This window comes from Bacteroides intestinalis, from assembly GCF_003464595.1.
Taxonomy (GTDB): domain Bacteria; phylum Bacteroidota; class Bacteroidia; order Bacteroidales; family Bacteroidaceae; genus Bacteroides; species Bacteroides intestinalis_A.
The window spans coordinates 267,519-288,787 of the sequence record NZ_QRZF01000006.1 but is presented as its reverse complement, the minus strand read 5'-3'; the positions used below and the strand labels follow the sequence as shown (position 1 = coordinate 288,787).

Here is a 21,269-nt window from a genome sequence, read left to right as displayed (position 1 = left end):
GGAAATATGGAAATAGTAGTAGAACGATTGCAAGGGCATAATATCAAACCTTCGGTGCAGCGTATTGCCATCATGAAATATCTTATGGAGCACCGCACGCATCCGACGGTAGACGAGATTTATACAGCACTGTCTCCTACTATACCGACGCTTTCAAAAACAACAGTTTACAACACACTGAAAATTTTGAGCGAACAAGGAGCTGCACAGACGCTGACCATTGATGAGCGTAACACATGTTATGATGCCGATACTACTCCACACGCACATTTCCTGTGCAAACGCTGCGGGAAAGTTTATGATTTAATGTGCAACGATACTGTAAGACAAGTGGTAGATACAGATATGGATGGACACGAAGTGCAGGAAATCCACTATTATTACAAAGGAATCTGTAAACAATGTAAAGAAGACTAACGTTCTATTATAAGAACAAACGAATAACTAATTCAATTAAATCAAAAAGAAAATGAAAAAATTTAGATGTACTGTATGCGGTTACGTATATGAAGGTGATGCCGCTCCTGAGAAATGCCCGTTGTGTAAAGCTCCTGCAAGCAAGTTCGTAGAAGTTGTAGAAACTACAGAAGATGGCCCTCTTTCTTTTGCTGACGAACATGTAATCGGTGTAGCTAAAGGTTGTGATGACGAAATGATCAAAGACTTGAACAATCACTTCATGGGCGAATGTACAGAAGTTGGTATGTACTTGGCTATGAGCCGTCAGGCTGACCGCGAAGGTTACCCCGAAGTGGCTGAAGCTTTCAAACGTTATGCTTGGGAAGAAGCAGAACACGCTTCTAAATTTGCTGAACTGTTGGGCGACTGTGTATGGGATACCAAAACTAACCTCGAAAAGAGAATGAATGCCGAATCTGGTGCTTGCGAAGACAAGAAGCGTATTGCTACTCGCGCAAAAGCTTTGAATCTGGATGCTATCCATGACACTGTTCATGAAATGGCTAAAGATGAAGCTCGCCACGGTAAAGGTTTCGAAGGACTCTACAACCGTTACTTCAAGAAATAATCCTTTTTATATTTTTATGGAAAGAGGTTGCCATTTTTGGTAACCTCTTTTTTTATATTACACACTATCCCTCAAATTATCGCATGAAATGTAACACATCATTTGCCAGACGTTACATCCATGCTTTATAAGGGGCTTTTTCCCATATATATGTTTGCGAGAATATCTGTTTTCAATTACTTTTGTATCACAATTGCTAACCCCAACATTATCATGAAAACGCTATTATCCATCTTATTTCTTTTCTTCGCAACATACGGATACAGTCAATCAGAGAAATTATTCACAGTAGACCGCGAACTATCGAACAGCAATATCAATCAGATATATCAAGCTAAAGACGGAGTCATATGGATAGCTACCGATGACGGTCTAAACCGTTATGACGGTGCTAAGTTCAGCATATATAAGCACAAAGAAGGAAATGACAGTTCCTTAGTAGATAATAATGTACGGACTCTCTTTGAAGATAGCAAAGGGCACTTTTTAGTAGGCACTCAACGTGGACTACAACTCTATAATCCTGCAACAGATCTCTTTAAAGAAATACCAATCTTCTATCAAACAGGAGAAAACATGAGCGCACATATCAGTACGATATTAGAGCGCAAAAATGGAGACCTATTAATAGGAACTTCCGGACATGGTGTTTATTCATTAAAATTAGAAGGAACGGAAGCTGTCATTAAAGAAGCACAATTACCAGTTCCCAGTTTTTTCATCACATACCTATTTGAAGATCAGACAGGTAACCTGTGGGTATCTACAGAAGGCAAAGGTTTATACCGCATCGACACATTAAACCAGATATACCACTACTTCATTGGAAAAGAAAATGCTTGGAATATAGTCACTTCCATTTGTCAAGACGAAAAAGGAAATATTTATGCTAGTAATATAAACAAAGGGATGTTTATCTACAACCAGCAAGAAGACATATTTACCCCCATCATTTGTTCTACTCCTACCAATCTGCCTATCAATACAATATGTGCTACCGAACAAGGGAAAGTTTATATCGGTACCATAGGTTATGGAATTAAAGTATACGATACACACACACAGAAAATAAAAGAAAGTGAATTTAGTTTCAGTACTTTCGATTTCAGTAAAGCTGACGTACGTGCCATTACCAAAGATAAAGCAGGAAACTTATGGTTGGGCATCAATGCCAAAGGAGTGATGCTGCTTCCGGCTACAACAAATCAATTCAAGTATATGGGATATAAATCACTGACAACAAACAAGATAGGTTCAAACTGTATAAAGGCTGTATGTAAAGATAGTGAAGGCACCTTATGGCTTGGAACTGCCAATGACGGCATATACGGCATAAAAGAAGAAAGCAAATTTTCCCTACACTTTGAGCACAAGGAAAACTCCCAGTCTGTACCATCAACCATCAATTACATCCATCAAACTGCAGATGGTAGATTATGGTTAGCTTCACCCTTAGAAGGGCTGGCAGAAATGAATCCGAAAACAGGTATATGTCACTATTATAAACTGCAGGACCATAATCAAAATGAAATAAAAAACATATCGCATTTGGTATCAGACAAAAATGGAGAACGGTTATGGATAGCCGTTATGGGCGGAGGTGTCTTCTATATGGATTTAAAGACCGGAAAAATAAACAGATGTGATACTTTTGAAAGTGGAAAAGAATATCAGGAAAACTATAATGCACTTCACAATCGTTGGGTATCCTCACTGCTATGCACCAGCAATGGTAAATTATATATCGGTACATACGACGGTTTGGGATGTCTGGACATATCTACAATGAGCTTCACTTCAACTTACAAGAAAAACAGAATATTCGGAGGGAGCATAGTTTTGACCCTTTTTGAAGATGAAAAAGGAGATATCTGGGCAGGTACTACCAAAGGCCTGATCCATATAGATGGTAAAAATGGAAACTCAAAGACCTATACCACACACGACGGCTTACCCAATAATACCATTTGTGCCATACAGAGTGACAGACAACATGGATTATGGATTAGTACCAACTATGGCATCACAAACATAAATCTGGAAACGGGCAATTTTGCCAACTACTATGCAGGAAATGGACTACAAGGAAACGAATTCAGTCAAAATGCTGCCTGTAAGGGCAAAGAGGATTATCTTATTTTTGGAGGAATCAATGGCATCACTTATTTCCGTCCGGCAGAAATCACTGCAGAAGTAAAACAACCAGAAATAAAAATTGCTGATTTCTACATCCACAACAAAGCTGTAAAGAAGGGAACACAATCCGGCAAGCATGAAGTCATAGAAACAGCAGTGCAGAAAGCTAACAAATTTCATCTATGTCATAAAGACAACTCGTTCAGCATTGAATTTACAGCTATGGAATTCTATAATCCAGAGCGCATTACTTACCTTTATTCTATGAACGGAGCAAACTGGGTAGCATTAGCGCCAGGTGTCAACAGAGTCTCTTTCAGTGATCTGGCACCTGGGACTTACCATTTCAGGATGAAAGCTAAAGACTATACAGCTTACTCAGAAGAGAAAGAAATTATCATCCAGATAGATCCGGCATGGTGGGTATCAGGTTGGGCAAAATTAATATATACTCTATTAATATTGTCAGTATTTGGATTTATTGTGATGCAGGTACGCCATCGCTACCACATGCATCAAAAGATGTTGCAACACATCCATGCAGAACAGATTAATGAAGCCAAGCTGCAATTCTTCATTAATATTTCTCATGAAATTCGAACCCCAATGTCACTTATCATCAGCCCTTTACAACAGTTGATGGCAAAAGATAAAGATATAGAATGCAGAAAACTCTACGCTACTATACAACGGAATGCCGAACGCATCCTGCAATTGGTAAATCAATTAATGGATATCCGTAAGATAGATAAAGGACAGATGTCCCTCATATTTAAAAAGGCTGAAATAGTAAGCTTCACCCGCGATATATTAGAGACCTTTGAACAACAGACAAGGATAAAGAAACTTGAACTGGAGTTCCAGACTTCCACTCCTGAAATAGAAATGTGGATAGATCCTAAGAATTTTGATAAAGTCATCTTAAATCTATTGTCGAACGCTTGCAAATTCACACCTGAAAACGGAAAAGTAAAGGTCAGTCTCAACACAGGAGAGGACACCAGTCTTCCAGATAAAGCACCTCTGCACCGATATGTTGAACTTACAGTTGCAGATAGTGGTATTGGTATTGCTCCCGCGGAACGAGAACATATATTTGAGCGATTCTATCAAATACGCAATAGCCAGAACAACTCAAATGTCGGAACTGGTATTGGACTCCATCTGACACGTTCTTTAGTGGAATTGCATTATGGAAGCATTCGCGTAGAAGATAATGGAGAAGGACATGCAGGCTCCCGATTTATCATACGATTGCCATTAGGAAACGAACATCTGAAAAAAGAAGAAATGGAAGAATCAACCTCCACCAATGGTATAATAGAAACTTCCACAATAGAACCAATACTAGCAGTTTCTCCTCTACCCTATGAAAGTGAAGAAGATGAAAAAAAACGTGTTCGCAGCCGTCGCCATGTGCTCGTTGTAGAAGACGATGAAGAAATTCGTCATTATATCTGTCGTGAGTTGGGCAACGACTTTTACATGGCTGAATGCAGTAATGGAAAAGAAGCATTAGCGTTAATACTCTCACATACACCTGATCTTATAATCAGTGATGTGATGATGCCGGAAATGGATGGGCTGACACTCTGTCGTAAAATACGGCAGAATATTAACATCAACTATCTACCCATTATCCTTCTCACCGCCCGCACCCGCGAAGAAGACAACTTAGAAGGACTGGATACCGGGGCCGATGCCTATCTAATGAAACCTTTCAGCATTGAATTGTTAAGAAAAACCGTTCTAAATCTTATTCGTAACCGTGAACAATTACGTAATGCTTTCAGTGGTCGCCAGAATCAAGAGGAACAAATTTCAACTCCTGAAATAAAATCACCTAATGACCGACTTATGGAGCGCGTCATGCGCGTTATCAATGAAAATTTAAGTAACCCGGCATTAACAGTAGAGATGATCAGTACAGAAGTAGGCATCAGCCGTGTGCACCTGCATCGTAAACTCAAAGAACTCACAAATCAAACGACACAACAACTCATCCGCAACTTACGCTTGAAGCAAGCCGCCACTCTATTAGCCGAAAAGCGACATAGCATAACAGAAATTGCTACACTAACAGGATTCACGCATCCCACTTACTTCGCCACGGCATTCCGTGAAATGTTTGGTGTATCCCCATCAGAATATATGGAACAGCATATAGGGCAGGATAAAACCAAAGATGGCATCTTATGATATAAAAGATGCCAACTTTTACATCATAAGTCTATTTTATGGTTCTTGTCCGTGGGCTTTCCATCAGATTAAGCCTACCGGACATATCGCCTCCACAATCTACTATTATCTTATGTAATACTATGGCTGGGCTGAGAGGACGAATGGTCAGAATATGCACTCCGGCTTTTAAAGTTACATCAGGAAAAGTAACTTTGGATTCTATGATCCGTGCTGCTCCTGCAGGATACATTTTCGAATAGCAATTAGCCCAGGTTAAGTCTGAATTGTAGTTTACAATCTGTTCCACCCCATCATCTAAACGAATAGCATAGCTATGCCCACCTTTAATAAAAGGCAAGGTACTATCTAATATTAAACGTACACATACACCGGACAAGTCTGATTTCAACCGCATTTGGTATATTAGTGATGCGCCAGAGACTGATTCGGTATATGGCATTAGAGAAAGTCCGGAAAGTGTGCGCCCCATATCCGGTATAACAGTCCATTGTGTCCCCGGTTTCTGTACAGACCTAGCAAAGCGTTCTGCCTCCATTACAACAACTCCATTATTCTCTTCATACTCATATCCTCCCATTTTTATAGCCTTGTCCGGGAAAGCATCCACACGGATTACTTTCGGCATTATGTTTCCTCCCTTCGGTTCATCCCAAGCAGTGTAACCAATATGCGTTTGATTCATCATATGCTTCCATTTGCCACCCGCAATATTATGATTATAATCGTCACATAATTCCGCATCTCTGCGAAAGCAATATTCTGCACGGTCTGCCCAAGCATTGGCACGCAAGTCATTTTCCATAGCTAACTGCCGATTCATAGCTACAGCGTAGTACATTTCATAAAGATTCGCCATAGCCTGTACGGGAAACAATATCAGCTCTTTATAAACATCGTGCATATTTTTCGGCAACAGAGTAAACTGACGAACAGCATGTGCTTCCAATGCAAGAAATTCATCTGTTACTGCTTTAAACTCACCACTTTGTAAATTGTAAGTTTCGTGGTCTAACATCTCTGCCGTTACACGAGCACAATATTTACAGTGAAGATTTAAAATCCGTGCAGCTTCATCAGCATGTTCGTCGCCAAATTGCTGACGGCAAAATTCTCTTGTATAATCCATCAGATTACCTGCATCGAATGCATTAGGATTCCATGCCATTTTCAGAAAGAAGTCTGTAGGGAATTCATTCGGTTTCAAATCACCCACATTCAATATCCACATCTTATCCACACCGTATGTATAAGTAAGGTATAATTGTTCCCACATATGCTGAATCTGTGTCATATTCAGCCACTGATAAGCACGCGGAGCACCATGTAAATCTACATGATAGTACATTCCATAGCCACCAGGATGACGCTTGGCACCCGGTTCAGGCAGACGACGGACATCGCCCCAGTTATCATCACATAAAAGAATCATCACATCATCAGGTATTTGCATTCCCCGATCGTAATATTCCAGAACCTCACTGTAGAGAGCCCACAATTGTGGGGTCTTAGAAGCTGGTTTACCCGTGACTTCTGTTATAATACGACGTTGCTCTTTTACTATGTTTTCCAGTAACTTTGTATCCGTATCAGGCCCCATAGGTGCATCACCGTCACCACGCATAGCAATAGTTACCACTTCTTCTTTGCCTTTCATACGTTCTATGCCTTCACGAAAGAAACGATCAATGCCTTTTTTATTCGTTTGATAGTTCCAGGCTCCATACACTTTACGATTGCGAGCATATTCCTGGTGATTACGTGCCATAGGCTCATGATGAGAAGTACCGATTATGATCCCCATCTCATCAGCTAATGGACTGTTCATGGGATCATCTGCATAAAAAGCAGCACTCCACATGGCAGGCCACAAAAAATTTGCTTTTAGACGGAGAAGTAATTCATATACATGCTTATACATTTTACTATTAAATCCTCCATAACGTTCCGTAGTCCATCCACCCATACAAGGCCACTCATCATTAATAAAAATACCACGATATTGTACAACCGGCTCTCCATCGGTATATACACCTTTCTTTATATAAATCTCCTTATGCGACTCAACCGGAACATCTGCCCACCAATACCATGGAGATATACCAATCTGGCACGATAACTCATAAATACCATAAATTGTACCTCTTTTGTCACTGCCTGCAATCAGTAATACTTCGCCTTCCACCCCTTCTATCGGATTTGTTACAGTGGTAATAATAAACTTTTCATTTCTACCTTTCAACTCACGAACATCCAATTTTTTCGCCTTCACTAATTGTTTTATCAACGGCGATTTATCAAAAGAACCTATAAGGATACGTAATTTTTGCGCTCCTTCATCAACTTGCTTTTTTGCACCTATCTTCAAATAAGGACGAGTATTCGTCACTCGAAAGAAGTCCTCTTGCAAATTACGCACAGCCATTAATACCCCCTTATGCTCTTCATCAGCGCATAAAATACTGAAATTCGGTTGTTGGGTAGTGGTCAATGCCAGTGTTCCCTCTTCCTGATTAAAAGTAACAAACTTGTCCGCCGCCTTTAATATAGGCGCTAAAGCCAATCCAAGCAACAAGCCAATAATCTTAGTTTTTAATGATACTCTCATAATATAGCAAATTTAATTTGTTAGTCTATGAGACAAAGATAAAAGCCTATCCTACACCCGACAAAGAAGAGCGTTACAGATACATTCAGTGATATTACGACTTCGCAAACACAACCGTGTGTTACATCAAATAAGTTTTATGTTACACCTTCAATGATAAACGCAACATCACTTAATCTTTCTGCAATAGTAATATGACACCTGCTTTTGACACATTACATACCTTTGTTCCCAGAAAACAAAAAACATTTTTTATTAACCCATTAATTAATAGTAATAATGAAAAGCACTACTTATTATTTTAAGTTATCGACACTATTACTCCTGCTTAGCTTCATACCAATATGGGCTATTGCACAAAGTAATACCGTTAAAGGTACAGTGAAAGATACTTTCGGTGAAGCCGTTATTGGCGCAAATGTAACAGAAGTGGGCACCAGCAATGGTACCATTACGGACATTGATGGTAACTTCTCACTGAACGTTTCCTCCAAGGGGCAACTTCGGGTATCTTTCATCGGTTATCAGTCACAAACCCTGGACATTGCCGGACAAAAGACCTTGAACATTACCTTAAAAGAAGATACTGAGACTTTAGACGAAGTAGTAGTAGTAGGTTACGGTACCGCAAAGAAACGTGACCTGACCGGTGCCATTACCCAAGTAAAAGCTGAAAATTTGATGGCAACAGCACCTACTAATATTCAGGAAGCTTTGCGTGGTAAAGCAGCCGGTGTCATGGTAGCAGGAGGAGGTCTTAACGATACTCCAATGATTCGTGTCCGTGGTAACCGCTCTATCTCGGCCAGCAACGAACCGCTATTCGTCATCGATGGTGTACCCGTCAATGGGGGCTCAGATATCTTAAATCCCTCAGACGTCGCATCCATTGAAGTTTTGAAGGATGCTTCGGCAACCGCTATCTACGGTGCCCGTGGTGCAAATGGTGTCATATTAGTAACGACTAAAAAGGGTGAAACAGGCAAAGTCAATGTAGAATACAATGGCTATCTAACCATCAGTAAAGTAGATGAATATCGTCGTGTGCGAAATGGAGCAGAATACCTGGAATATTTACGTGAAGCTGACCGTAATTACATTTATGATGGTGAGGGCGGTTACAGTATAGACCCTAGTTGTACCTATCCTTCTATGACCCCCAGTTGGGAATATGACCAAAAGTTAGAATATGTAGGTTCTCGTGATATTTCGGGCTACGTTTTGGAATCTGTCAAGCGTGCTTGGGAAGGTGGTTCATATAATCCTTCTATGTTACGCACCTTTGATTGGCAGGGTGCTGGTATGCGTGATGAAGCTATTTCACAGAATCATAATATCAGCATACGAGGTGGAAGTAAGGATACCAAAGTCTTTATTTCCGGTTCTTTCATGGACAATAATGGTATCACTCCCCGCTCCTATCGGAAACGTTATACCCTACGCATGAATTTGGATCAAAATTTAGGTAAATATATCAGTATGGGAGCCACCAGCAATTTTGCATACTGGGAATACTTTAATGGTACCGGAGTGGGTGGTAACTGGAATCCATTAGGCACTCCGTACTATTCTCCTGGTGGTAGCGGTGATTATGGTGTAGGAGGAGATGTAACCCAAGATGGGGACCCTGCATTGGGTCTTGTCCCCCACCCCACGGGCGAAGGTATGTTATGGAATCCCTTTTATGATTTTAGCGGAACAGAAGGTCGTACCAAAAGAAATCGCATCGACGCCACTATCTATGCCATGATAAAATTAGATAATGGTTTGTCTTACCGAGTAAACTTTGGTACCGACTATTATAGTGGACAAGAACAGATGTTTTATGCCAAAGCATCAACTTCACAAGGGTTTGGTAATGCCAAAGCTGAACAAAAAGCAACTTTTGACAGGGGTTGGACATTGGAACATATCCTTGCATACTCAAAAACATTTGGTCAGCACAGTTTAAATTTGACAGCAGTACAGTCCACACAAAAATTCACACAAGAACCTCTCACTGCCAGCGGTGTAGGTATTCCTCTTGAATCTCAACTCTACTATAATCTGGGAAGTGCCACAACACAAGGTGTCACCAGTGGTTTTACTCAATGGACCATGATGTCATGGATGGGACGTGCCATCTATGGTTTTAAAGATAACCGTTACATGCTGACAGCTTCTCTACGCTATGATGGCTCTTCACGTTTGGCAGAAGGCCACAAATGGGTCGCTTTCCCATCCGTAGCATTAGCATGGCGCATTTCTGACGAAGCATTCATTAAGGATAATCTTAGTAGTATCAGTAATCTGAAATTGCGTTTCGGTTATGGTAAGACTGGTAACTCTGCCGTCAGCCCATACGAAACGATTGGTAAAATCACCAGTAGCCGTTACACTTGGGGAAATACGGGAGTCATAGGTTATGCACCAAGTTCACTTTCAAACAAAACATTGACTTGGGAAACTACCGGACAGTACAATATCGGCTTGGATTTCGGCCTGTTCAATGGACGCATCTCCGGTAGTGTTGAGTGGTACAAACAGAACACTTATGACTTACTGATGCCACGTGCTCTTCCTGAAGTATCAGGCTTTGGAAGTATCACGGAAAATGTAGGCGAAACAGAAAACACAGGTTTCGAGTTTACACTGGAAACAGTAAATTTCCAAAATAAGAATTTCAATTGGACCACCTCACTACAGTTTGCTACGAATAAAGAGAAAATTGTAAAACTGGCCAGCGGATTACAGGAAGATATTGCTAACATGTGGTTTGTCGGTCATCCGGTAGATACCTATTATGACTATGTAAATACCAAATATGTGTGGGGATACTCCAAAGAAGATATGGAAGAAATGGCAAAATTCAATGCTAATGGACATTCTTATAAACCGGGCGACCTGCGTTTCGTAGATTTAGATGGTAATTATAAAATAGACTCTAAGGATCGCACTATTCGAGGACAAAAGATGCCTAAATGGACAGCAGGTATGGGAAATACATTCCGATACAAAGATTTCGATCTTTACATCTTCATGTATGGCATGTTCGGGCATACCATTTACTGTGATCCGGGCGTAGGACATGACGGCCGTATGAATACTCGCTATGCTAATTACTGGACACCAGAAAATACTCAAACCCAGTTTAGAAAACCAACCAAAGGAGATGCCGATCAAGCTAACAGACAAGCCTACTGGTACAACAAAGGAGACTTTGTTCGCGTTTCAGACATCACTTTGGGATACAGCCTTCCCAAAAGTATCATTAAATATTTAGGACTGGAAAGAGCACGCTTTTATGTGCAAATACAAAACCCGTTTACCTTTACAAGCTATCCTAACAATGATCCAGAAGGCTCCGTCAAAGCTGGACGAACATGGGATCGCAAGCAAGAAGAATACAGTGATCCAATTACGATGAAGAATTATATCTTCGGTATAAATTTGACCTTCTAATCCATTAAAATTCATAAATATGAAAACTCATATCAAACATACATTTATTATTGGAGCATTAGGTTTCTGCTTAGCTGCCTGCTCTGACTTCTTAGACGAAAAAGGCTATAATACAGACTATAGTTACTATGAAACAGCCGATGGCATAGAAACTCTTGTAGCATCATGTTACCAAAATGGACGCGGCATGTTTTCCACCTCCAATACGCCTTCGGGTATCATCTTCCAGGAGATTGGTACGGATATGTATACCATTGGTGGTGATGGCGGTACTGATTTTGCTCTCTACACATCTACAATGAACCCTTCTAATGAAACTTTCTCCTCTTTTTGGACGGATTGTTATAACGGTGTGGCACGTGCCAATCTGGGATTACAGTACATCGCTTCAAACAAAGATATGAAAGAAGATATAAAAAGCATACGCGAAGGTGAACTGAAATTTCTGCGTGCTTATTATTACTCCGTACTGGTAATACACTATGGCGACTGTCCGTTACTTTTGCAACCTATAGATAAACCGACCTTCAATTTTACACGTGCTCCGCAGAAAGAGATTTGGGCACAAATCATCCAAGATGCTACAGATGCCTATAACCTGTTACCGTGGGCAGATGCTGAAGGTAAAGTGACAGGTGATTACGGACGTGTCAGCAAAGGAGCTGCCGGACATTTATTAGCCAAAGCATACATGTTCCGTTATAGCCAGAAGTGGGCAGGCAGTCAATCGGATAGCCATATGAACGAAGACCGTGGTGCAGAAAGTACAGATCTGGATAAAGCAATTAAATACGCAAGTGCCGTATGTCATTTTGGTAGCGAATCCGGAAGCGGCAGTTTACATGAATTAGCCTCTGATTATTCCGACCTCTGGAGATACAATCCCAAAACCGGAGGTCCGACTCCCGATGATTATGCTGGCTCTGAGATATTGTTCAATATCCAATTCTCCACAGATCACTTTTATAACAATCAACTGGCAACAGATGTAAATACAGGAGGTAACTGGCTTCATATGATGTTTACCACCCAAGCAGAAGGTATGCCTATGACCACTGCAAACGGAAACGGCACTGAAAGTGTTAAATGGGGTACAAGTAACGGTATCGGACGTGATTTGATTACAGGTAGACCCTGGAGAAGAGCATCTCCAACTCCTTTCCTGTATGAAGACAACGGATTATATGGACCACAGTATTATTCAAGCAATAAGCATGGTAAACTGATAGACTCAAGACTTTATAAATCACACATCTGGGTATACTATTGTAATCAGGCACCTAATGTTACTTGGACAACATTTTCTAATGCAACAGGCCATTTCGACCCTGCCAGTATCGGAGAAACGGTCGGTAATCAGCGCTATGCTATCGGTGACACAGCTATCGTCTTTTCAATGGAAGATGTCGACAAACGTTTTTCTAAAGGAACCAAGTCAGAAAAATTGGCTTTTGCCCGCGCCATAGAACCATACTGGTATATTCCAATGCAATCAATCAATCGCCCAGGTCTGAATGAAAGAAGCGACCGTGATGGTATTCGTAATACTTATCCCAGTCTGATTAAATATCTGGATAGCCGGCGTACATCTGCCAACGATCAATCTGGTTACCGGGACTATTTCTGTTATCGTTTGGCGGAAACATATATCATGTTGGCCGAAGCTTTTGCCTTAAAAGGAGACTATACCAATTCTGCTGCTGCACTGAATATAGTACGTGAGCGTGCTGCATGGAAGGAAGGTGAAGAGAAAACTCCAAACTTCTACAAATATGATGGTGGTAACATAGCTAATATAAAAAAATCCACAGTAGAAGAGATGAAAGTAACAGCGGATTTCCTGAGCACAATGAACGATGATCAGAAGCTTATATTCTTCCTGGATGAATATGGTCGCGAAATGGAAGGCGAATTACACCGTTTCGAACAATTAGTACGTAACGGAGCCGATTTCTTTGTAGCAAGAATAAAAGAACGCAGTGCACTTGCTGCAGAAAACATCCAACCCTTCCATCGTTTCCGTCCGATTCCACAAAAACATATAGACCGACTGGAACCGGCAGATCCAAATCCACAGAATTACGGATATTAATCAATAGGTTCTCTATTAAATATACAGATTGTATATTATGGCCTGTAGTTTCTTGAAAGAGACTACAGGCCATTTTTATTATTCTGACAGTTTTCAGGATTCAGTCATGGGACCAATATTTCTCTACAAATTCTTCTGAAATCGTTTCCGATGATTTCATCCTCTTTCTTTTACCCTCCAGTTTCAAATCCTTAGTTTTGTCTTGCCAGCCAATCTTTGGCCACTATTGTATAACCATTAAAAATAAGATTTATGCAAAAAAAGCCACTACTTCTTCAACAAAATTTCAGGTTAAAACGACTCTGGATATTATGCCTAAGCTGCTTATGCTTTGCTCACACGGATGCACAAGTCTACAAGATTGAAATGTCTGACTACATCCTACAAGCGTCGGGTACCAACACCGAAACCTTGTATATCAAGAACAAGCAGTCAGAAAATTTAATTCAACTTGGGAAATTGAAATTTGGATGGACACCTGCCATTACAATGGAAAATACATGTACCTATGAAGTTATAGAAGTAGATGGTTTTCAAGCAATTCGTGCCAAATACATATTTCCGGCATCCGTACCTTCTTCCATCACTCTGACCGGAACATTCATTGCACGGCCCGACAGAGTAGATGTACAATATCTGATATCCGGAGTACCGACAGGATACGTCACTAATTGGGGAGGATCACAATTCCGCTTTATTCTTGCCAACAAAGCTAATACCCAAATACTGCCGGAATCTAAGTTGGGTCTATGGCAACGGGATGAGAAGGGAGGATTACCTATAGAAGTCTCCGACTCTAACTTTTACCCATTTCTCATAAAAGATAAAATGCTATGTCTGGCTTATGGACCTGAAAATACAGCCAACTCCAGCTGGAAAGACGACTGGTACAGGCATACCGTACTCATTGACAATAAAGACGGTTCATATTCCACTAAGTTCTCCGTATTGATAGCTTCTTCCGATTGGCCTGATGAAGCTATCTGTGCACAATGGAAAGGTCGCCCTTTTGCCTTAACACTCAGTACAGACCAAATTTACAATTGGTGGGATAATACTTCCGAATCATTAAGTGTACAGGCACATTTAGTCAACACATCTCAAGAAAAAAAGAATCTTATATTCAAATATTGGGTTCGGGATTATGCCGGTGATTATATTGTAAATGAAACTCAATCACTCACTCTAGAAGCCGGACAGCTTCAGGTCTACCCTATCGAATTTTCTCCCAAAACGGAACGGGAAATTTATTTTGTAGAAGCTTCCATTGAAGACGAAAACGGCAAGGAGCAAGTCTTTTCCAGAACCAATCTGAGTTTACTACCTCCTCACAATTTCACATCAACTCCTGATGAAAATATCATGGGGCTTTCAGCCTACTGGGCCATACCAGACTCTACAGAATTAAAACGTCTATTAAACAGAATGGGAGTCAGATGGGTACGTAATGGCATAACCAGCAGCTTTGAAAATACCGAAGCAATGTATCATAACAACATTGACTGGACTAAAGAATGGAGCGATGCCGAACGAGACAAACTGATACGGGAAAGTTTTCAGACAATCGTAAAAAATGGAAACAAGATATGGGAATTCGGAAATGAGCTAAATATGAGTTCACCGGAGATTGGCGGAGCCGGTGAAGGCATCGGCAAAGCATTGTTGGCAGAACCATATGTGAAATGGTTAAAAGCCATCCGTAAAATACAGACTGAAAAGCCGGAATGGCAAAAGATCAAAATCATTTCTTTCGGCATAGCAGGTACCGATGAAGTATTTTTGGAAAAACTGGTCACACTGGGAGGCTGGGAATTACTGGATGGAATAGCTCTTCATCCGGGAAGAGGAAATTTTACACCAGATTATCCTGTAACCGTTCCCTGGAACGAATTTGAGAAACCTTCCACAGGTTATCAATATTGGAATTATTATGGTTCCATTCGTCTTGCTAAAAAGTTCATCAAAGAACATGGAAATGATAAAGACCTATACCTAACAGAAATTTATGCACTCGACTACCCAAACCATTCATGGAATGACACTCCCCGTGAATCTGCAGAGAATGTGGTTCTTTCATATGCGCTTGCCGCTGCCGAAGGCATAAAAAATGTGCTTTACTATCAGCTATTCAATTCTGTATGGAACAATCAGTTAGGAGTAAGAGCAGACAACAGGGAGTATTTCTTCGGATTAATCAATCGCGACCTAAGCTTTAAACCTTCTCTGATGGCTTACTGTAATATTTCTGAAGTATTGGACGGAGCCCGCTTTAAAGGCTGGATTAAATTTGATGAGAACAACCCTTTCAGTAAAGGAATTATGTTCGATACCCCCAAAGGTCCCATGAGCATTCTTTGGGACAGAATGGAAGGTGACATTCTCCCCCGCCCTAAAGGAGAAAACTCTCCGGAACCATGGGTAAGTTCATGGAACCTGCAAACCGAACTAACTTTACCATGTACAGGAGAAAGCATTATAGTACTAAATGCTATAGGACAACAAAAATCAATCCCCGCAAAGGATAATAAAGCAACGGTCACTTTAAGCGGAGCTCCAATCATTGTATATGGCATGGATGCCTCCCAGATAAAACTCCACGGAGAAAATCCAACCGGTATAGAAAACGAAGATATCGATGCGAAAGATATACAAGTATATCCCAATCCAGTAAAAGATCAACTTTTCATTAAAGGTAACTTTCAATCAAATGTTGAACAAATACAGATTAGCATTTATAATATTACCGGCCAGAAAATCATAAGTAAATCAATCCCGACATCTGGTAACATCTTGAATTACAACTTAAATATGACAGGAACCAGTTCAGGAATTTATTATGCAGTCTTCGATATAAACAATAGTAAACGCTACACCAAAAAGATCATTAAGCAGTAATTCATATTCACTCAAAAAGGTAAGTGTTGCCAAAGCAAAATAAAAAATTGCTTTGCGCAACACTTTTTTTTATTTTTGATGTCACGTTCGTCTTACACGTTCGTCTTAGTTATGTAAATGGAACTCAAACAATTTAAAATATCCGTTCTACCCCTCCGCAATAAACTATTGAATTATGCGCGGAAGCTGACTGAAAGTCCGGACGATGCAGAAGATGCCGTACAGGAAGTCCTGCTCAAGCTATGGAATAAAAGGCTTGAACTGGAACAATACCGAAGTATCGAAGCATTCGCCATGACCATGACACATAATCTCTGTATGGACATGTGGCGTACTAAACATACAACCAACGTACCATTGGAATATGTACAAGATGCCACCCCCAGCGGAACACCGGAACGGTTGCTTGAAATAAAAGACGAAATTCGTCTGATGCATGAGATTATCAATTCGCTGCCCGACTTGCAGCGTACCATCATGCGGATGAAGGATATCGAAGAGTACGAAACAGAAGAAATTGCCGACATCACAGGTTGTAATCCGGAAGCTATCCGAAGTAACCTGTCGAGAGCACGGAAGAAAGTGAGGGAAATTTACATGCAAACCATACAAGAAAAAATAAGGAGGAAACAAGCATGAAGATAGAAGAATTAATAGATCGCTATTTCGAGGGACAGACCTCATGTGACGAAGAGCGCGAATTGCGCCGTTTCTTCACACAAGAGAATATACCGGAACCCCTACAAGTATACCGTCCCCTGTTTGCCTGCCTGGATCAGGAAGCAAAAGCATTCCTGAAAGAATGCATCCCTGCTAAAAAACTCTCTTTACGTCGACGCTTCATTTATATGACCGGGGGAATAGCTGCCGGACTATTATTACTTATCGGCATTGCAGGTATACAACGTTATCTTCATGTCACTCCGGATAACTATGTCATCATCGACGGTAAACAATACACCGATGAGAACCTCGTACGCGAACAAGCCCTTGCCGCTTTCCGCGATATGCGGACTACGGAAGATGAAGTACTTGACCTGATGTTTGAATAATAAAAATCAATAGATATGATTATGAAAAAGCTCATTCGTACCCTGCTATGCTGCCTGCTGTTTCTACTCAGCACCGGCATGTACGCCCAAAAGGGGCTACAAATAGCTTCCGTATTTCAAAAATACGGTAACGAGAAAGGGGCCACTTATGTGGAATTATCGAAGATGTTATCCAAAACATGGGACATTACCCATTACCAAAGCCTAAAGCTATCGAAAGCCGAAAAAGCATTGCCTGACATTTACCGTTGCCTGGAAGCCGATCGGGAATATGCCAAAAAGATCAAAGAGGTAGTCACAGATGGACGTATTCAATCGGGATACTATCAGCTGCCTCCGGTAAAAGACAAAACCAATCGATTCATATTGTTCCGACTCGGGAAGAAAGGCGAAGCTACGCTTATCTATATCGAAGGAGAAATAGACAGCGATGACCTTGTTACACTGATATTCAGTAAAGACTAATATTGAAAATTATAAATCACAAATAATAAATCTTATGAAACGAATACTCTTTTTATTTCTGATCATGACTTCAATGACAGTCGTGGCACAAGAAAGCATCCCGCAAGACACAACCCTCTACCTCAACGGACGGAAGGTGGTTATTAAAGAACGTGATGGTAAAATCAAAGTAAAAATGTATGAAGCGAAAGCTGAAAATGACACCATAGAGAATACTCAGGTATTTGAAGGTGTGTATCTGGACGGACGCAGCATTGAGCGAACCACTACAGTTTCCGTACCTTTCGTGAAGAAAAAGAAAGGCTACTACCGCTTTGATCCGCATTATCCTGCTATTTACTTCGGTTTCAACAAGCTGGCAAGCAGTACGTTCCAATATTCTGCCAAAGTACCACAACTTGGCTCTAAGTCTTGGGAATGGGGAATTAATCTGTTCAATACCGGCGTAGCTATTACACGAGACAATCATTGGGGATTAACTACGACTCTCGGACTTGCACGCATCGTCTACAAATTAGATGATAACTATGGTTTCGAAAAAATCGATGGCATCACTGTTTGCCGACAAGCCGACGATGTAGATTATCAAAAGAGTTGGCTGCGCTATTGGGCTTTCCGCCTACCTGTCAGCCTGGAGTGGCAAACCAAATTTGGCAGTCGCCGTGCTTTCATTGCAGCCGGTCCGGAAATAGAATGGCGCGTGGGGGTTAAATCCAGAGCTAAATATGATAATAAGAAACACACTTTGAGCGATAAACTGAACACCCATCCACTTGGAATGAACCTGTTGTTGCAAGCCGGTTACGGTTGCCTGGGATTCAATGCCCGTTTTGCACTAACTTCCTTGTTTGAAAAGAACAAAGGCCCGGAACTCTACCCGGCTTCTATAGGTATAGGTTGGTACTGGTAAATCGTCCCGTAAGATAAGAAAATCTGTCCCACGAGATAAAATAATCCGTCCCCTGAGATGAAAAAATTCATTTCAGGGGACGGATTATTTCATTTCAGGAGATGATTTTAGTTGTCTCCTGTAATCAGATTCACAATCTTGGAGAATATAAAAAACATTGTTATCTTTGTCAGTAACATTAAAAATAATCATTTCATTATGACCAAAGAAGAATTAATGAGAAAAGCGATCGAACTCTCTACGGAGAATGTCGCTAATGGTGGCGGCCCTTTTGGTGCTGTCATTGCCAAAGATGGAGAAATTATAGCTACCGGAACGAACCGCGTAACAGCCTCATGTGACCCTACGGCACATGCTGAAGTCAGTGCTATTCGTGCAGCAGCCACAAAGTTGGGTACTTTCAACCTCAGCGGATGCGAAATCTATACTTCCTGCGAACCCTGTCCCATGTGTCTCGGCGCTATCTACTGGGCACGACTGGAGAGAATGTATTACGGAAACAATAAGACTGATGCCAAAAATATAGGTTTCGACGACTCTTTCATTTATGATGAGATCGCTCTAAAGCCCGCTGACCGGAAACTTCCATCGGAAGTATTATTACACAACGAAGCCATCAAAGCTTTTGAAGCATGGGCTGATAAGGAAGATAAAATAGCCTATTAAGAACCTGTCGACAAGGAGTTAATTTCTTGTAAACAAGAAGTTGACTCCTTATAAAACACTATTATTCAAGCATTAAAACAAAAAGTCCCCGGAGCGCTGCAATCGTTTCCGGGGACTTGGGTTTAATACACAAGGTATTTGCAATGAAAGGTTATTTGCTTTATATTGTTGTTCGTTTAGAAACGCATACCTAAAGTAAATAGCACCTGACTACGAGAGTTTGTTACTTTCGTTACTGCCGGTACATCATAATTACCATTATTACCCGGTAAAGCAAATGGATAGAAATCAGCTTTCTGAGTAGAGAATTTATAGGCCAAATCAGCATAGAATGAAGAACCTCTATAACCAATACCCAACGTATAATTACTCAGTGACTTCGTATTTGCAAAGTCAGTATCCACATTCAGCGAATTAGAAGGAAGAGTCTTAACTGCATCATTCTTAAATGCAGCAGAGCTATAGTTGTAACCCAAACGAAGAGCAAATTCCGGGATTACCTTATATTCAGCGCCAATACGGAAAGTACTCACTCCTTTATTATTAATTTTTGCTTCTTCACTCTCATACTCCATTTTATCACCTTCCGGGTAATAGAAAGCCATTTTCGAATAATCCTGGTACTCATATTCGGCGCCTAAAGCCAAATTACTTCCCACTGTATAACCTATACTTAAATTATATGTCCACGGAGTACGCAATTCAAACTCGCTCTTCATATCCTTATCATTCAATTCATAATAAGTACTATAGGAGAGATGTTCCTGAAACTCTTCACCAGTTTCATTATTCACATACCAAATATTCGATTGTATAGCTGCTCTGGTAGTATAAGTCAGTTTATAAAAGGTTGGCGTATGGATGGCTAATCCAAGGCGCAAAGGAGAATCTTCCATAGGACGAAGAATAAAACCGAACTTAGCATCCCAACCTGCACCATTGATACGGTTCTCACTGCTAATACTATAGTCATCACCCTTTCCCATATCTTCGCCATAGAAATAAGACTTACGATAATTTACATCATATGCTCCGATGGTAACACCAAAATAAAAGCGATCATTAAAATTAAAAGCAATATTAAAATCATATTGGTCTACTCCACCTCTTTCTACAGACTTATAAGTAGCATAAGGACTAATACCTAAGCTATAATAAGGATTATTAGGATCGTCATCTCTATCAAACAAACGGGCATCCCAACCTAAAGCACCTAACCAACCAACACTATTGTGATTATACGGATTGATCTCATCTATTGTTAATTGATTAAGATCCACTCTTGATGGGTAACCATTATACATCTGATTCGCCTGGCTTGCCATCAAGTCTGTCTGCGACAAACCATATTGCCCTCCCATCGTCATTGTCCGATTGAATGATTTTGCTTTATGATAGTTAAATCCAAAGTTGACATAACGCAAGGTCGTTACATTCCCGAGCTTCGTAGAGAACACAAAGCCTGCATTGTCAAAATTCCAACGGTTTTTATCACTATTAAATGTATTACTTCCTAGCTTACTCTCGACTCCCATACTGGAAAAGCCAAATGAAACCATTGCATCATTACTGCGATAGATACCAATACCGGCAGGATTTGTTCCAATAGTAGAAATATCACCACCCAAAGCTCCCATCGCACCACCCATACCTACAAAGCGGGCGGTTCCGTTCAAATCTTTACTTATTATATTTGCTGCATCATATACAGTCTGTGCGCTCACACTTGTTGCTACGAGCACAGCCAAAGCTATTATCGTTGATTTCTTTTTCATACT

Annotated in this window: 13 protein-coding genes; 11 read left to right on the top strand and 2 right to left on the bottom strand. The window is 40.6% G+C overall.

The features are described from left to right. Positions 1-6: 6 nt before the first annotated feature. From DWW10_RS11190 to DWW10_RS11180, 3 genes are all read left to right on the top strand, one after another. Positions 7-417 carry a Fur family transcriptional regulator gene (locus DWW10_RS11190; RefSeq protein WP_022392550.1) on the top strand — a complete coding sequence of 137 codons (411 nt, stop codon included), beginning with the start codon at positions 7-9 and terminating at the stop codon, positions 415-417. 52 nt (positions 418-469) lie between these two features. After that, positions 470-1,027 carry an NADH peroxidase gene (locus DWW10_RS11185; protein WP_007215010.1) on the top strand — a complete coding sequence of 186 codons (558 nt, stop codon included), beginning with the start codon at positions 470-472 and terminating at the stop codon, positions 1,025-1,027. 213 nt (positions 1,028-1,240) lie between these two features. Next, positions 1,241-5,362 carry a hybrid sensor histidine kinase/response regulator transcription factor gene (locus tag DWW10_RS11180; protein ID WP_118421407.1) on the top strand — a complete coding sequence of 1,374 codons (4,122 nt, stop codon included), beginning with the start codon at positions 1,241-1,243 and terminating at the stop codon, positions 5,360-5,362. Between the two features lie 31 nt (positions 5,363-5,393). On the opposite strand, the gene DWW10_RS11175 is transcribed toward DWW10_RS11180, so the two are convergent. Beyond that, positions 5,394-7,970 carry a glycosyl hydrolase 115 family protein gene (locus tag DWW10_RS11175; RefSeq protein ID WP_022392552.1) on the bottom strand — a complete coding sequence of 859 codons (2,577 nt, stop codon included), beginning with the start codon at positions 7,968-7,970 and terminating at the stop codon, positions 5,394-5,396. A gap of 279 nt (positions 7,971-8,249) precedes the next feature. Between DWW10_RS11175 and DWW10_RS11170 the strand changes: the two genes are divergently transcribed. The 8 genes from DWW10_RS11170 to DWW10_RS11135 all read left to right on the top strand — a co-directional run bounded on the left by DWW10_RS11170 (position 8,250) and on the right by DWW10_RS11135 (position 19,491). Beyond that, positions 8,250-11,411, top strand: coding sequence for a SusC/RagA family TonB-linked outer membrane protein (locus tag DWW10_RS11170; RefSeq protein WP_022392553.1), 3,162 nt, complete (start codon positions 8,250-8,252; stop codon positions 11,409-11,411). A 19-nt stretch (positions 11,412-11,430) separates the two neighbouring features. Beyond that, positions 11,431-13,503 (top strand): RagB/SusD family nutrient uptake outer membrane protein, encoded by a 2,073-nt coding sequence (locus DWW10_RS11165; protein WP_022392554.1) that lies wholly within the window; start codon positions 11,431-11,433, stop codon positions 13,501-13,503. 252 nt (positions 13,504-13,755) lie between these two features. Next, positions 13,756-16,398: a T9SS type A sorting domain-containing protein gene (locus DWW10_RS11160; RefSeq protein WP_022392555.1), complete on the top strand. Its 2,643-nt coding sequence runs from the start codon at positions 13,756-13,758 to the stop codon at positions 16,396-16,398. A gap of 117 nt (positions 16,399-16,515) precedes the next feature. After that, complete coding sequence (locus DWW10_RS11155) at positions 16,516-17,037, top strand: RNA polymerase sigma factor (RefSeq protein WP_007663901.1); 522 nt, start codon at positions 16,516-16,518, stop codon at positions 17,035-17,037. After that, entirely contained in the window at positions 17,034-17,450 is a 417-nt protein-coding gene (locus DWW10_RS11150) for a hypothetical protein (protein ID WP_022392556.1), read from the top strand. Before DWW10_RS11155 ends, DWW10_RS11150 begins: the two co-directional genes overlap by 4 nt. Positions 17,451-17,471: 21 nt before the next feature. After that, positions 17,472-17,915 (top strand): DUF6108 family protein, encoded by a 444-nt coding sequence (locus DWW10_RS11145; RefSeq protein ID WP_044533313.1) that lies wholly within the window; start codon positions 17,472-17,474, stop codon positions 17,913-17,915. Positions 17,916-17,949: 34 nt separating this feature from the next. Further along, positions 17,950-18,825: a hypothetical protein gene (locus DWW10_RS11140; RefSeq protein ID WP_022392558.1), complete on the top strand. Its 876-nt coding sequence runs from the start codon at positions 17,950-17,952 to the stop codon at positions 18,823-18,825. A 198-nt stretch (positions 18,826-19,023) separates the two neighbouring features. Next, on the top strand, positions 19,024-19,491 hold the full coding sequence (locus tag DWW10_RS11135) for a nucleoside deaminase (protein ID WP_021967750.1): 468 nt from the start codon (positions 19,024-19,026) through the stop codon (positions 19,489-19,491). A 176-nt stretch (positions 19,492-19,667) separates the two neighbouring features. Here the strand turns inward: DWW10_RS11135 and DWW10_RS11130 are convergent, their stop codons facing one another. Then, positions 19,668-21,266 (bottom strand): OmpP1/FadL family transporter, encoded by a 1,599-nt coding sequence (locus tag DWW10_RS11130; protein WP_022392559.1) that lies wholly within the window; start codon positions 21,264-21,266, stop codon positions 19,668-19,670. Positions 21,267-21,269: the final 3 nt, after the last annotated feature.

Bases quoted from the DNA above. Each gene is read 5' to 3' on its own strand.
- DWW10_RS11145 (WP_044533313.1), top strand. From the start codon at position 17,472: ATGAAAAAGCTCATTCGTACCCTGCTATGCTGCCTGCTGTTTCTACTC.
- DWW10_RS11165 (WP_022392554.1), top strand. From the start codon at position 11,431: ATGAAAACTCATATCAAACATACATTTATTATTGGAGCATTAGGTTTC.
- DWW10_RS11180 (WP_118421407.1), top strand. From the start codon at position 1,241: ATGAAAACGCTATTATCCATCTTATTTCTTTTCTTCGCAACATACGGA.
- DWW10_RS11155 (WP_007663901.1), top strand. From the start codon at position 16,516: ATGGAACTCAAACAATTTAAAATATCCGTTCTACCCCTCCGCAATAAA.
- DWW10_RS11150 (WP_022392556.1), top strand. From the start codon at position 17,034: ATGAAGATAGAAGAATTAATAGATCGCTATTTCGAGGGACAGACCTCA.
- DWW10_RS11160 (WP_022392555.1), top strand. From the start codon at position 13,756: ATGCAAAAAAAGCCACTACTTCTTCAACAAAATTTCAGGTTAAAACGA.
- DWW10_RS11130 (WP_022392559.1), bottom strand. From the start codon at position 21,266: ATGAAAAAGAAATCAACGATAATAGCTTTGGCTGTGCTCGTAGCAACA.
- DWW10_RS11185 (WP_007215010.1), top strand. From the start codon at position 470: ATGAAAAAATTTAGATGTACTGTATGCGGTTACGTATATGAAGGTGAT.
- DWW10_RS11135 (WP_021967750.1), top strand. From the start codon at position 19,024: ATGACCAAAGAAGAATTAATGAGAAAAGCGATCGAACTCTCTACGGAG.
- DWW10_RS11140 (WP_022392558.1), top strand. From the start codon at position 17,950: ATGAAACGAATACTCTTTTTATTTCTGATCATGACTTCAATGACAGTC.
- DWW10_RS11170 (WP_022392553.1), top strand. From the start codon at position 8,250: ATGAAAAGCACTACTTATTATTTTAAGTTATCGACACTATTACTCCTG.
- DWW10_RS11175 (WP_022392552.1), bottom strand. From the start codon at position 7,970: ATGAGAGTATCATTAAAAACTAAGATTATTGGCTTGTTGCTTGGATTG.
- DWW10_RS11190 (WP_022392550.1), top strand. From the start codon at position 7: ATGGAAATAGTAGTAGAACGATTGCAAGGGCATAATATCAAACCTTCG.